Genomic DNA, 14,056 nt, shown 5'->3' with positions numbered 1-14,056 from the left:
CGAGGCATCAGCTACTGTCCTAATCATGGTACGGAAAGGATGCCGTCCAGTCCTTTTGGTGAAGGCTAGTGAACGAGATCGATAGTCGATTACTGCTGAACCCGCATTCGCGCCGTGAGCATGGGGGAATGCTCGCGCGCGACAAGCGGGCGTCGCTTTACGCACTGTCTTTCACGCTCGACTGCCTAGCGCTGATAGCGGGCTATTACACTGCCTTGCAGATTAGAGACGAGCGTTGGTTGTCCGCAGCGGGGCAACCAATCCTATTTCTCGCCATTCCCGTGTTTGTGCTGATAATGCTTGCTCGCGAAGTACAGGCGGTGGAAACGCTGGAGAGCCGACTACTGGCGATGCGCCGCGGTCTTGGCGCGCTGAGCGCAACGCTGCTGGTGATCCTCGGGGTCAGCTTCGTCGTCAATGCGGACGAAATCTCGCGCGCCGGTCTGGCCCTAACCTTCGGTGCCGCGGCCGTTTATCTCGTTCTTGGCAAGCTCGCGCTGGATTACGTTTTTAACCGGACCATGCATGGCCAAGCATTGGCTACGGTCTTGATCCGTGACGGGCTGGAAGTGGAAAGCCCGAATCCCGCGTTGGCAACGGTGGACGTTGCCGCCGCGGGTTTGTGGCCAGACCCCGACCGTCCCGACAAGATCGACCGGTTGTCGCATCTCGTTGCGCCGTACGACCGGGTAATCGTAGCGTGCCGGACGAACCACCGCGCGGCTTGGGCCTCCTTCCTCAAGGGGAGTGACGTGGGCGGTGAAATCGTGCTGGAGGAAAACTTGCTGATGGGCGCCGTCGATGTTGGCCAAGTCGGCGGAAGGGACACGCTGGTGATGTCGCTGGGTCCGCTCAACCTTGTTAATCGCGTACAAAAACGCGCGCTCGATATCGCAGTGTCAGCGCTGGCGCTGGCAGCGCTTTCGCCGCTCCTTTTGTTAACGGCGGTCGCCATCAAGTTGGACAGCCCCGGGCCGGTACTGTTCCGCCAGCGCAGGGTTGGCCTCGGCGGGCGCCAGTTTGATATCCTTAAGTTCCGCTCGATGCGGCAGTCCGACGCGGACGGCGCCCGGTCGGCGAGTCGCGACGACGACCGGGTCACGCGCGTCGGCCGCTTTATCCGCCGCACGAGCATCGACGAGCTACCTCAGCTGGTGAACGTGTTGCGCGGCGACATGAGCATGGTTGGCCCCCGCCCCCACGCGCTGGGGTCACGCGCGGGTGATCAACTGTTCTGGCATGCGAGCGAGGCTTACTGGATGCGCCATGCGCTTAAGCCCGGCCTAACGGGTCTGGCCCAGATTCGCGGCTACAGAGGTGCCACCGATACCGAGCACGACCTGCAGATGCGCGTGCACCACGACCTGGAGTACGTGAGCGGATGGTCGCTGTGGAGCGACATCGTGATCCTGCTCAAGACGGTGCGTGTCGTCGTTCATCCCAATGCCTACTGATCAGTCCAGATTTCGCACTGCCCCTTGCGGCGATGCCGATGGACGCCGATAACCGCCGGAATGCGTTTCATCGGCCTTTTTCTCTTAATTGCGATGGTCCCGGTGCTGGTGTGGTGGCTCAAGGCCTACCCGCACCAGCGCAAATGGGCTTACGCGGCAATCGGCGCGCTGCCGTTCGTTATCAATGCCGTTAATTTAGACGCGGCATTTATAGCCTGGTCAACATGGCCCGGTTACGCGAAGGGATTGATCTTCACCGCGCTCGACAGCTTGGCGTTGGCTTTGATAATAACCTTTCGCGGATCGTTTCGCAGGCTTCCTCTTCAAATCACGGTGTTGTTCTATCTGATCGCAACGATCGTCTCACTTGCTTTCAGCGGTTCGGCAATGAGCTCGGCGTTCTACGTCTTTCAAGTTGGGAGGCTTTTCCTCGTGTTCGTAGCTGTCGCAGCGGTCGTCGCGAAGCCTCATGGCATAAGATTTTTGTGTTTCGGCCTTGGTTTTGGAGCGATTTTCCAAGCCGTAGCCGCCGTAAACGAGCGATTTTCGGGCGCATTGCAGTCGTCGGGAACAATGGGCCATCAAAATTTGCTCGGCATGATGCTGCACTTCGTAACGTTGCCCCTCCTCGCGCTTCTGCTGGCTGGAGAAAAGAACAAGCTTGTCCCGGTCGGATTAATTGCTGCGCTGGTCGCTGTCGCGCTCGGGGCGTCGCGGGGGGCGATTGGGTTTGTTGCCATGGGAATCGGACTGCTATTTCTTCTCTCCCTGTTGCGTGGTGCAAACGCCCATAAACGGAAAGTGGTCGGGGCGGCAGTGGTCGGCCTCATGATCATCGGTCCCCTTACTTATGAGAGCCTGACACGGCGCTTGGAGGTCGCGCCCACTGCGTCCGCGAGCGGATACGACGAACGCGCGGCCTTCGAGCGCGCGGCGCGGGCCATGTGGAGCGATCATCCTATGGGAGTAGGGGCAAATCAATATGTCGTCACGGCCAATACACAGGGTTACAGCAAGAATGCGGGCGTCGCATGGTCATGGAGAAGCCGCTCTGCCAACGTTCACAACGTTTATCTGCTCGTGGGAGCTGAAACTGGCTACCTTGGCTTGATAGCTCTGATAGCGATGTTCGGTTCGGCTATCGCGCTCGGGTTCCGGTATGTCGCGCGGCACCCAAAGGATCCGCGCGGCGACGTGGTCCTCGGTTTTACCGTGGCGATCCTAGTGATGTCCGTGCATTCGCTGTACGAATGGATATTTGTAACCTATCAGGCGCAGTATATGTTCGCCATTGCCCTTGGCGTAATTGCAGGCTTCGCTCGCCAGGATCGGATTACCGGCGTCAGAAAAGTCATTCCGGCCCGCTTCCCCGAACCTCGGACCCTTCGATCTCGAGAATCGGTCGAGGCGGCACGAGCGCTCGGCGTGGATTGAGTCGGCGCAGTAACGGGCGCTCAAGGCCCCAATGAAGGCTTTCGGCGGCAGCGAGCGAGAGGATGGTAATGAGGATGGCCCCGGGGATCGCGGGTAGCGTTTGCACTCTCGCAGCTCCTACCGCCGAAATAATGAGCGTTATGATCAGAATGTGGATCAAATAGAGGGCATAGCTACTATCACCAAAATAGCCGATCCTTCGCACCGAAGAATGCGCCCCGCGCGCAGATTCGATTATCGCGACACCTAGAATTAGAAGGGCGCTCGGCGGACCCCATGCGATAAGACTGGGCACGCGTTCGTAACCGACCACGATGCCGCCAAGATACAGGAAGAGCGCGCCGACGATTGCTAAGTTTCCACCACGCTTGGGGAGGCGACCAGTCTTTAGTAGCCAGCCGATCACGCAACCTGCCAAAAACTCGATCAACAGCGGATTGCTTGCTAGATTAGTAGGCGACGACTGGAAACCCGTAAGCGGTCGCACAAAGATGCAGACCAGGAAGAACGCGCCCAGACCCAACAATCCGCGTGTCAGACCGAATAGAATGAAGAGCCCGAAGCAAACATAAAAATACATCTCAAAGGAGAGAGTCCAAGCTGGACCGATGATCTTCGAAGCCTGCCCCGGCCAAAGTAGTAGCGCGCCGATCCATTCAGCGCCCGAAAGGAAAAAGGGTTGTTCAATCGCGAAATGTGCGATGACATAGAGGGCGGCGCAGATCCAGTAAATGGGGTAGATGCGCAGGAGACGCCGCCGCAAAAAGCTTTTCGCGTCGAAAGAGGGCTCAGTACGCGAGGTGTGAACCATAATGAAGCCGCTGATCACGAAAAAGATATGGACGCCGACCGCACCAAATCTAAAAAGATATGCTTCGCCGGCGAACATTTTGGCGGAACCTACTTGCACGAGTGCGAGGTGCGCATGAAAAAGCACCACGAGCAAAGCCGCCACCGCTCGCAGTAGTTGAATCGAGTGAATTGTTATGTTTCCTGCTTTGAACATATTAACAAAGATTTGGATATCGTTCAAACATTAGTTTGAAGTCTCTCTATCGAATGTCCTAAAAGGTAGAAATAAAAAACCATTTATACCATACGATTGACATTTGTTTTTTAACGCATTCGTTACGGAGAAGAGAAAACTATCCATAACAGTGTCGCTCAATCGGCAAAATCATTGTATCCGAACCGAAACATTTCGATTGACCCGCTAGAATGCGGGGACAATACGTGTAAATACGAGAGCGTCTTGAAAAACTTTCCATGGACCATCTCCTGACGCTCAAAACTCGAAGAACGTCGTGCGCAGCGGCGAATCGCGGCGGGTGAACAACAGGTCCATCTGCACGAGGTCGATCCGGTTGGGGCGGCTCCATCCGGCAATGTCGTACGGCACGAAGCCGCGCTCGTCCATGTAGCCGATCACGTCGACGAAGCGCGGCGCGCCGCGATTGTAGTCAAGCAACGCGATCTCGAGCTGGACGAGGTCGCATTTTGCGAGGAAATCCTGGCCGCCGGTGAGCACGTCGAGTTCGGCCCCCTGCACATCGATCTTGAGAAAGGCAGGTCCCTCTGCCCCTTGCGTCGCGATGTCGAGCGTGGTGGTGACAAGTTCGCGTTCGGTCCGCTCGACGTTGCTGTTTTCCGGATAAAGCGAGGAGCCGGTTTCCATCTCATTGAAACGAACGGTTTCGTCTGCGCGCGCGGAAAGGACGGCGGACACCAGCTTGACCCGACCTAGCTCGCTGGCCACCGCCTCCAGCCCAGCGCGCTTGCCTGGCTGAACCTCGCACATGATCGCTCGCGCAGCGGGAAACGTTCTACGCGCCAGCCGAGTCCAGTTGCCTTCGTAGGCACCGACGTCGACGATCGTGGCCGGTGAATAACCCTTGCGCGCCAATCGCGCATAGGCGCTCTCCTCCGGGGTGGGGGCACGGCGGGCGAAGGGATTTTTCATGCGTTCGTTCCAGATACAGAGGAGGCGTGGCCAATTCGCTTGTCGGCGTGAGCAGGCAGGTGAGACGGGTCGATCGCGGAAGCAAACCCTTCACGCAGATGCGCCGCGGCATCAGCGCCGCTAACGGGGTTGGCCCGCACGAACGCGACAAATTTGCGAAACGTGACCGGGGTCAGCGATCGTATATCCAGCAGATTGTCGCCCCAGCCGATCGCCTCGAATGCGCCCACGATCTTGCGATTGGCGTCGCCATCGACAAGGCCGACCACATGTGGGCAAACGCTTGCCCCGGTTAGCAAAGCGTGGAGCCGATTGGAAAAGATCAGATCACATTCAGCATAGGTCTCGCGCGTCTGGGCGATCGAACGCCATGTCGCGACCGATTCGACCGGTATGCCGAACCGCTCTGAGACAATCCGTTCGAGCGTGTCGGCAAAGGTGGTGTCCCATTCGACCTGCGAAACGATGACAAATCGTCTGATTGCTTCAACGCCGATCGTTTGGACCAACAAATTTATAAAGAGAAGAATAGTGGCCTCTTGGCCGTCGAACTGTCCGATCCGAAACGAAAGCCCGATCGTGATAGGGCCGTCCGCGCGAGCGGTACTGCCAGGCGCGTTCTCCGCCAGCATCGCCAAGGCAAGATCTGGGAGCAAGCCGCTGATCGACATACCCAACGACCGTGCGTAATACAGGCTCTGTTCGTCCCTTACGAAATGCGCCGCATAGAGGCGGCTTTTCCGTCGCAGGAAACGGGCATTAGCCTTGTCCAGTCTTTCGTAGGAAGCGCCGAACTGCATGAATTCGACCCCGGCGAGTGCGAGCAGCTTATTGAACCCGAGGACGAGCGCGGCGTGCAGTTCGCCGAAGCCGCGCGGCCCAAAGTAGGCGCCAGGCTTAAGAAGCAGGATGCAACGCTTCCCATGCAATCTCGATATTAGGATGCGACGGTAAAAGGCTGTTCTGTCTGTAATCGTCGTCACGGATGGTATGCGCGTTATATCAAGCGTTTCGCGAAACCATTCTGGGCAGCGAGACCAGTCCACGACGACCGGCCCGTGGCTCGCCGCGAGCCGGATCAGCTCGCGGTGAATGAGCGCGTCTCCCACGTTTTCGAATTGAGTAGCGATGGTCATAAAGAAGAGCGGCGGCTTCAAAGTCGGGGCGGTTCCTGTGTGGGCGAGTTTTAACGTAGATCGGGGGCGATGGTGCAACCTTGCCGGCAGAATGCGATCCGGTCGATGCCATAGTTTTGAATTCGTCAGGCATGTGCCGATGTCGCACAACGGGTCAAGTCAGAGGTGGCCGGTGCCCATTCCGTGCGGTAGGGAATCCCTACACCATTCCAAACCGGACAATGCATTGACCGACGATACGACCCTCTGTTTCGTCACGCCGAGCTTTTCGCGTGATTTGGAACGCTGTCGGCTGCTGGTGGAATCGCGCCGCGCCTGCGCGCCGGGCATCGATCACTATCTGGTCATCGACAAGCCGGATCTTTCGCTGTTTGCGGAACTGGCCGACCGACATACGATAATCGTCGATTCACGCGAATTGCTCGATCGCGAGTTGCACAAGGCGTGGGGCAACAATGGCTGGTGGTTCGGGCACCGCGTGCTACCATTGCGCGGCTGGATCACCCAACAGCTCTACAAACTTTCGATGCCGCGAGTCTCCGATGCGTCGGTGTTCGTGAACATCGATTCCGATTGCGTATTTGTGCGCCCGTTCGAGCCTGGACGGCTGTTCAACGACGGTATGCTGGGCCTGCCTGAGGTCGACTACCGCAATGACGAGATATGCGAATGGTCGCTCGAAGCCGCCGCGTTGACCGGTGTCACACCACCGACCAGGCCAAACAACTATGTCGGCAACATGATCCCTTGGCGCGCCAAGGTGGTTGGCGCGCTAACAGACCGAATTGCCGCGACCACCGGTTTGCCTTGGCAGATTGCGCTGGGCCGCAGGCGCACTTTCTCGGAATACATGCTCTACGGAATTTGGGTGCGTTGCGGAGCCGGGTTTCTGGAAAGCGGGCATTTCGCAGATCCACGCCCGCTGGTCCATACCAACTGGGATCGAACGCTTGCGTCCGACGATGATTTCGAGCGCTTCTTCAGCCAGCTGCCAGACGAAGCTCTCGCAGTCATGGTGCACAGCAAGGACGGTATTGAGCCGACTCACTACGCGCGGTTCGCGCGAGATCGGTGGAGCAAGTCATGACCGCTTGGCGCGTGGGGGGGGGCATTGCCAAAGTCGCCAGCACGGTGCGCGCGCGCGGCACGCTTTTCGCGCAAATCGGGTGGGTCGGCGGCAGTTTCGTCGCTCAACAGGTCGTTAGGCTGGCGACCAACGTCGCACTCGCCTGGCTTCTTGCCCCTGCACTGTTGGGTACAATGCTGCTAATCAATACCTTGCGCACCGGGGGCGAACTTTTGTCCGACGTGGGCATCGGCCAGAGCATGGTTCACAACCAGAGGGCCGAAGAGCGGGCCTTTTTTGACACCGCCTGGACGCTGAAAATCGTTCGCGGTTTGGTGCTCTTCGTCATCGCCCTCGCGCTGACGGTGCCGCTGGCCGCGCTTTATGACGATCCGCAACTGCGTGTACTTTTGCCTATTTCCGCCCTGATCTTCGTGATCTCGGGCTTTGCGTCTCCATCGCGCTATCTCCTCCAAAAGCGGCTGGAGGTACGCCGGATTGCGCTTTTTGACCTTGCCGTTTCGGTCGCCTCATTGGTCATCCACATCGTTTTCGCTCTTCTCTCGCCGACGATCTGGGCGCTCGTGGGGGGATTGCTGCTGGGTACATTGGTATCCACGGTCGGAAGCTATTTTCTCCTGCGCGGCGTAACGCACCGCTTAAAGATAGAACGGCACGCGCTCCGCGAGATCACGCATTTCGGCAAATGGATCTTCTTTGCCTCACTCGTTTACTTTCTGGCGATGAATTTCGATCGGCTGTATTTCGCCGACGCCATCCCCTTCGCGGTGCTGGGCATCTACGGCATCGCGCGCACCTTTGCCGATACTGTACTGCAGGTCTTCCAGCGCATGGGCAATATGCTGATCTTTCCGAAAATCTCAGCTAGCGAAGAGCGCGGTTTCGCGCTGCGTGCGCGTATCGCGCCACTGCGCTGGCCGGTTTTGATCGGCTCGGCCGCCGCACTCGCGTTGGCCGTGACCTTCGCAGACACTTTCATCGATCTCGCCTATGACGATCGGTATAGTTCTGCGGGAATTTTCCTGACGATTCTCTTGGTCGGTACTTGGTTTGCCATCCTTGGTGCCCTTGCTGACGCGATGGTCATGGGTGTGGGCAAGCCGGCTAGCGTGGCGACTAGCAACATCGTGAAGCTGGCGGTCATCGCCGGAACCTTGCCAATGTTTCTGCCGCGTTGGGGAATTATCGCCGCGCTGTTCGGTTTCGTTGCTGGCGAAGCGGCACGCTACGCCGTCCTCGTCTGGCGAAAGCATGCGTTGGGGCTGGCGTTCTTCCGCCAGGATCTGGCGGCGACGATGTTATTCCTCGTTTTCGCGCTTTTTTGCAGAGAGTTCAGCGGATTGCTGGGACTAACTTCCGGCCTCGCGGGGTGGGTTGCGCAAGCCGGGACTGCGCATGTCTGAGCGACAGAAGATCGGGGTTGTCGTCATTGGCCGGAACGAGGGCGAGCGGCTCAAATGCTGTCTCCGTTCGATCCCGACTGGGCTGACAACGGTTTACGTCGATAGCGCCTCGACCGATGGCAGCGTCGAACACGCGCGAAGCTTGGGTACCCATGTGGTGGAACTCGATCTGGCCGTTCCGTTCACAGCTGCCCGTGCGCGCAACGAAGGGGCGGCTCGGCTTCTGTCGCTCAAACCCGATGTCGCATTCATTCAGTTCGTCGATGGAGACTGCGAGTTCGAAACAGGATGGCTCTCAGCCGCCAAAGAGTTTCTCACCATCCGACCCGACGTTGCAGTTGTTTGTGGCCGCCGGAGTGAAAGGTTTCCCGAGGCATCATTCTATAATGCGCTTGCGGACCGTGAATGGGACACTCCCGTCGGCGAAGCCGCATCTTGCGGCGGCGATGCCATGCTTCGAGCCTTGGCCTTCCGCGAGGTGGGCGGGTTCGATGCCGCCATGATTGCAGGTGAGGAACCGGAGATGTGCAGTCGGCTCCGCACCGCCGGCTGGAAAATCTGGCGGCTCGATTGCCCCATGACCGTCCACGATGCCGACATGCATCGCTTCCGCCAATGGTGGCTGCGTACGGTGCGCGGAGGTTTCGGCTACGCGCAGGTCTGGGACCGGACGCGCCTTACCCCAAGGCCACTCTACGCCCGGTCGCTTGCTCGAGCGCTCTTCTGGACTTTGGGTGTAATCGTGTTGGCGATACTGCTGGCGAGTCTCTTCGGACCGAGGGCGTTGCTTGCCGCACCAATCATCTGGTTCGTGCAATGGGTTCGACTATCGATGCGAACGGACCCACGGGAAGCAGGCTTGTTGGTGGTTGGCAAAATCGCGGAGACGGTCGGGGCAGGGCGCTTCCTCATGTCGCGTTTGCGCGGCCGGCGTAGCGGAACGATCTTCTACAAATGAGCACGATCGCCTATCTGGTCAGTGATTACCACGCGCCCTCGCATACGTTCGTACGGCGCGAAGTCGATGGACTGCGCAGCTTGGGTGAAACCGTTCGACCATTTTCCGTTCGCGGTAATAACCGCATGGGCGAAGAACCGGTCAGCATTATATTGAAAGAGCCGCTGACGCGATTCGCAGCGGCGATCCTGTGGAACTTGGCCCGGCATCCTTTGCGAGCGATGCAGACATGGGTGCGCGCGTTGTCGCACCGTCCCCCGGGTTGGCGGGGGCTCGTCTGGTCGCAGTTCCATTTCGTCGAAGCAATGGTGCTTTCCCGCATGCTCGTCGAATGCGAAGCAACCGTGCTGCATTCGCATTTCGCTAATAGCGGCGCTACGGTCGCCATGCTCGCGGCAAAACTGGCCGACATCCCATGGAGCATGACGTTGCATGGAATTTCGGAAACCGATTATCCGGCCGGCCTCCTACTGCCGGACAAGATCGGGAACGCCGCCTTCGTCGCGAGCGCGAGCAGATTCATGTTGGCACAGGCAATGCGTATTACTCAGCCGTACTGTTGGGACCGCCTTGCGATCGTTCGGTGTGGGATCGACCTCTCCGCGATGCCGCCACGCCGCGACCACGGAGCGATGGTCGATCGGGCGCTCTATATCGTTTGCGTGGGGCGCTTATCGCCGGAGAAGGGCTACTCTGTGCTGATCGAAGCTGTCGCCCGGCTGACACATAAGGGTCATCGCGTTACGGTAGACATAGTCGGCGACGGACCAGGGCGTGATGATGTCGAAATGGCGATCCGCGAAGCTGGCTTGCCCGATGCGATACGCCTCCTCGGCGCAATGCCCGAAGCGCGCACGCTGGAGACCATTGCGGGAGCGGACATAATGGTCCTGCCCAGTTTTATGGAGGGCTTGCCGGTAGTCGTGATGGAAGCGATGGCGATCGGTGTGCCGGTCATCGCCAGCAGGGTCGCTGGGATCCCCGAGTTGATCGAAGACGAGGTTACTGGGCTTACCGTAACCCCTACCGACGATTCGGCTCTGGCGTCAGCGATAGAAAGGTTGGCGGCGGATGAAGACTTGCGGCGAAAGATTGTCGCGGCAGGAAAAGAAAGGGTCTTCGCCGAGCATTCAATCGCGGAAACCGCCTACCGGATGAAGGCGCTGTTCGACAAAGTTCGCGCGCGGTGAGGCTGCTCGATACCTTCGATCGCATCCGGGTGATCAACCTTCCCGAGCGAACTGACCGACGACGCGAGATGGACGCTGAGTTGGCTGCGGTGGGGCTCGCCGGCGATCCGCGCGTTGCCTACTTTCCAGGCATTCGACCAGCCGATCAGGGCCGCTTCAATTCGATCGGCGCGCACGGGGTCTATCTTGGACAAGCGCAAATCCTGCGGGAAGCGGTCGCAGCGGGTGCTTCAGTTTTGATTTTGGAAGACGACTGCGCCTTCTCATCTCACGCCGCAGAATTTGAGGCCAAGACGGCGTGGGACATTTTCTACGGCGGGCACGACGCCGCTAATCCTCACGACTTGCACAATAGCGACATCATCGGCGCGCACATGATGGGATTTTCTAGGGAGGGTGCAGTTCAGGTGAGCGCCTACCTCGATGCTCTTGATCCGGATGACGCGGTTCATCCGCCGATCGATGCGGCCTATATATGGTTTCGTCGCGCGCATCCGATGGTGCGGACCGAATTCGCCGTTCCCCCTTTGGCCGTCCAGCGTACATCGCGAAGCGACATCGCGCGCTCCAAATGGCACCACCGGTTGCCGGGGGGGCGGCAACTGGGTGGATGGGTCCGCCGAACTCTTCAAGCGAAGACCGACCGTTAACGGTAGCCTAATCTCCGTTAGCTTGCGGCTTGGCATTCAACCGGGAATATCATCGCTTCATGTCATTTAGCGCTTGAATCGCATGATTCTGACCCACTTTGGGGCAATGCGAAATATCATTCGATACAGGCGTTAAAATAGGGTAAAACGAGTCGTCTAACGAAAACACATTCCATGCGACGGGGATGGGCCGCAGTTTCGTCGTTTCCGTGATATGGAGATACTTTATGCGATATCTGAGTTTGATGCCCGTTGTAGCCGGTCTGGCGCTCGCAACCCCCGCCAGTGCCGGTGTGTTCATTTGTACCGGCTCCAACTGCACCACGACGGATGAGAACGTCCTCGTGGATGATCGTTCGTCCCCTGTCACTGGCATGACCAACACCTCGAATGTTCAGGTCAACTACACCAGCAGCACAGATACTTTGGTCGCTGCGTCCGCAGGGCAGGCGACCGTGTCAGCGTTGGACGGATTGCTCAATTCGGTTGAGTTTTCGCTCGCGAGTGGGTTTGCGTTCACCTCCGCGATCTTCAACCTAAGCCCTGTGCCTGGAAATGCCGCGAACGAAGCGACCAGCATTTTCGTGAACTACGTTTTGGCAGATGGAACCACTGGAACGTCGACGCAGTCCGTTAGCAAAAACGGAAATAATTTCTTCGGCGTATACGGCACCGATGGCACGATGTTCACGAGTATTGGTTTCATTGGCAATCCCAGCACGACCGGGATTAGCGACATTCGCCAGCTCCGCTTGGGCGGTGTCACGGCGATAAGCTCCGCAGTTCCTGAACCGTCTACCTGGGCGCTTCTTCTCATCGGTTTCGCCGCGGTGGGCGGAGTAATGAGGACGCGACGGCGCCAGTTCGCGAAGACAGTCCACGCCTAATTCGAGAGTCGCTGATCTTTTCATAAGGTTATAAAGGACCGCCGGCTGGCGCCGGCGGTCCTTTTGTACTTCCTAAATAAAAATCCGCCCGAGAACGGTTGATCGGCTATTGGTGATTTCGAGTTCGCTGGATCAGTTGGCGAAACCGTCGCTTTGTAGTCTGCCCTTGAACGAGGGTGTCGCCAACGATGTATCCTGGCGTCCCTTGAAGACCGAGAGCAAAAGCCTCTCTCGCGTTGCGCGCCAGCGAGGCATTTATTCCTAATTCGTCGTTTTTCAGCGTTGCTTCAACCGTTTCCCAAGAGCCGCCGCTTGCGCGCACCACGTCACGCAGCGTCTTTTCATCAAGCACGGCACGTTTCAACAGCGCGCGGTGAACTGCCGGATAGATACCCTGATCCGCCGTGGCCAGTGCGACACGCGCGGCTCGTAAGGAGACGGGCCCGAGGATCGGCCATTCCTTGACGAGGATCGTTACGTCGCGATCACGGCCGATGGCCGCTTCGAGATCTCGACTGGCAGCGCGGCATATGGGGCATTGATAATCGGTGTAGACGACGATCGTTACCTGGGCATCGTTCCTGCCGAGACGTGGGGCGTGTTCGTCGTCGCGGATCTGGGCGAGAAGAGGGCTGCCTTCCAACGAGCGGCCTTGGTCATCGCTCCGTTGCATCCATAGCATCAGCGCGACGCCCACAGAGATGGCAAGGACCGGCGTATGGAGTGCACGCATCGCGACTTACCGACGCATCATCCCGAACCACTCTTGGAGGAGCGGGAAGGGTTTTATGAAAAGAGTAACGATGACCATCGCGAGAGCGGAGGCGGAGATTGCGGTCGCTAGATAGAGCCCCCAGCCCGACAGCAGACGCGATAGAAGCAAGGCGACGGCAAGGATCACCACTTGGTGAAGGAGGTGGAACGGGAAAACATCGTTGCCGAATGGACCCATATAAACAGGAGGAACGCTCCGCAGCAGAGCCAGTTCATGGCGTGAAAGTGGCGTGTCAGCTCGTCCGCCTCTTTTGGATCATCGCCACGGAAATTGGGATTGGTTTGCGCGGTCAACCGGCTTCGACCCCGAACCGATCGCACATCTTGGCGATGAAACTACCCGGCGGTGGCGGCGCATCCTTCAGACCTTCCAACCGCGAGTGCCACATATGGACCGCGACGGTACGCTCCGTGAGCATGCCTTCGACCACTTCCGCGGGTTCGTAAAGCTCTCGCGCATCCTTCCAACGCACGGGATAGAATACGTCGGGTGGCTGGGCATGGTGGGCCAGGTTGTTCGTCTTGACGACGTAGGTGACCAGACCGGCGCTGAAGGTTCCCCAAGGGTAATCCTCGAGCTCGATCCGGCCTTCGCGCAGCCTTTGCCAGTAGAACATCAGCTTTCTTTTGGGTCCGTAGAATGGCGGACAGCGGTTGGGCTGCGGGATGGACTGCAAGTCACGAACCATGGCCGAATTCGCAGGCGCGCCGAGGACGGCATTGTTGATGTGATTTTCGTATTCCCAACCGAAAACGAATGGCGTTGGGAAAGCCAATGGCCGAAGGAAAATAAAATCCATGTCGACCCAGTGGCCGAGTCCCTTCGCAAGCATCTCTATGCGCCAAAGATTGGCTCCGAGCGCGACGCTGCCGCTATCTCGGTATCGAAGCAGACGTTCGCGCGGCATGACTTCGGCAGCGTCGCGCAGGTCGGTGCCCGGGGGAACGCCTTCGAGTTCATGCGGTTCGTAGCTCCAGAGTGTGAACTCATGACCCGTGGCCCGTGCCGACGCTAGGCAGAGTCGCTCAAGATAGTCCAGTCGCGGGCCTACCCATAAAGAATTGAGGTGGGGCAGGGTCATGTGCTCTCGCTCACTCGATGCCGAAAGAAATTGGTTTTACC

The 14,056-nt window shown here is 58.5% G+C and carries 13 protein-coding genes; 8 read left to right on the top strand and 5 right to left on the bottom strand.

Translation table 11 applies throughout. The annotated features are described in order from the left end of the window. Positions 1–68 precede the first annotated feature (68 nt). Entirely contained in the window at positions 69–1,454 is a 1,386-nt protein-coding gene (locus D4766_RS05570) for an exopolysaccharide biosynthesis polyprenyl glycosylphosphotransferase (RefSeq protein WP_162935667.1), read from the top strand. Positions 1,455–1,514: 60 nt separating this feature from the next. Next, a complete protein-coding gene (locus tag D4766_RS05565; RefSeq protein WP_120716553.1) occupies positions 1,515–2,888 on the top strand; it encodes an O-antigen ligase family protein in 1,374 nt (457 codons plus the stop codon). Here D4766_RS05565 and D4766_RS05560 read toward each other — a convergent pair. The 3 genes from D4766_RS05560 to D4766_RS05550 all read right to left on the bottom strand — a co-directional run bounded on the left by D4766_RS05560 (position 2,806) and on the right by D4766_RS05550 (position 6,005). Continuing rightward, positions 2,806–3,921 carry an acyltransferase family protein gene (locus D4766_RS05560; protein WP_162935666.1) on the bottom strand — a complete coding sequence of 372 codons (1,116 nt, stop codon included), beginning with the start codon at positions 3,919–3,921 and terminating at the stop codon, positions 2,806–2,808. The two genes, D4766_RS05565 and D4766_RS05560, sit on opposite strands and share 83 nt — an antisense overlap. A gap of 252 nt (positions 3,922–4,173) precedes the next feature. Continuing rightward, on the bottom strand, positions 4,174–4,848 hold the full coding sequence (locus tag D4766_RS05555) for an FkbM family methyltransferase (RefSeq protein WP_120716551.1): 675 nt from the start codon (positions 4,846–4,848) through the stop codon (positions 4,174–4,176). Further along, positions 4,845–6,005 (bottom strand): polysaccharide pyruvyl transferase family protein, encoded by a 1,161-nt coding sequence (locus D4766_RS05550; protein ID WP_162935665.1) that lies wholly within the window; start codon positions 6,003–6,005, stop codon positions 4,845–4,847. Before D4766_RS05550 ends, D4766_RS05555 begins: the two co-directional genes overlap by 4 nt. A 205-nt stretch (positions 6,006–6,210) precedes the next feature. Here D4766_RS05550 and D4766_RS05545 point away from each other — a divergent pair, with 205 nt between their 5' ends. The 6 genes from D4766_RS05545 to D4766_RS05520 all read left to right on the top strand — a co-directional run bounded on the left by D4766_RS05545 (position 6,211) and on the right by D4766_RS05520 (position 12,159). Then, positions 6,211–7,071, top strand: a complete 861-nt coding sequence (locus tag D4766_RS05545; protein ID WP_120716549.1) for a DUF6492 family protein — start codon at positions 6,211–6,213, stop codon at positions 7,069–7,071. Then, positions 7,068–8,474 (top strand): oligosaccharide flippase family protein, encoded by a 1,407-nt coding sequence (locus D4766_RS05540; protein ID WP_162935664.1) that lies wholly within the window; start codon positions 7,068–7,070, stop codon positions 8,472–8,474. Before D4766_RS05545 ends, D4766_RS05540 begins: the two co-directional genes overlap by 4 nt. After that, a complete protein-coding gene (locus tag D4766_RS05535) occupies positions 8,467–9,432 on the top strand; it encodes a glycosyltransferase (RefSeq protein WP_120716547.1) in 966 nt (321 codons plus the stop codon). The genes D4766_RS05540 and D4766_RS05535 overlap by 8 nt, the downstream gene beginning before the upstream one ends. Next, a complete protein-coding gene (locus tag D4766_RS05530; protein WP_120716546.1) occupies positions 9,429–10,622 on the top strand; it encodes a glycosyltransferase family 4 protein in 1,194 nt (397 codons plus the stop codon). Before D4766_RS05535 ends, D4766_RS05530 begins: the two co-directional genes overlap by 4 nt. Further along, positions 10,619–11,272, top strand: a complete 654-nt coding sequence (locus D4766_RS05525) for a glycosyltransferase family 25 protein (protein WP_120716545.1) — start codon at positions 10,619–10,621, stop codon at positions 11,270–11,272. The genes D4766_RS05530 and D4766_RS05525 overlap by 4 nt, the downstream gene beginning before the upstream one ends. A gap of 227 nt (positions 11,273–11,499) precedes the next feature. Beyond that, a complete protein-coding gene (locus D4766_RS05520) occupies positions 11,500–12,159 on the top strand; it encodes a PEPxxWA-CTERM sorting domain-containing protein (protein ID WP_162935663.1) in 660 nt (219 codons plus the stop codon). 106 nt (positions 12,160–12,265) lie between these two features. On the opposite strand, the gene D4766_RS05515 is transcribed toward D4766_RS05520, so the two are convergent. Next, entirely contained in the window at positions 12,266–12,892 is a 627-nt protein-coding gene (locus tag D4766_RS05515) for a DsbA family protein (protein ID WP_120716543.1), read from the bottom strand. Between the two features lie 331 nt (positions 12,893–13,223). Further along, positions 13,224–14,015 carry a hypothetical protein gene (locus tag D4766_RS05505; protein ID WP_120716541.1) on the bottom strand — a complete coding sequence of 264 codons (792 nt, stop codon included), beginning with the start codon at positions 14,013–14,015 and terminating at the stop codon, positions 13,224–13,226. Between the last annotated feature and the right edge of the window lie 41 nt (positions 14,016–14,056).

Source organism: Tsuneonella amylolytica (assembly GCF_003626915.1).
GTDB classification, from domain to species: Bacteria; Pseudomonadota; Alphaproteobacteria; order Sphingomonadales; family Sphingomonadaceae; genus Tsuneonella; species Tsuneonella amylolytica.
Note: the sequence above shows the minus strand (reverse complement) of the source record. Positions and strands in the feature narration are given on the sequence as shown.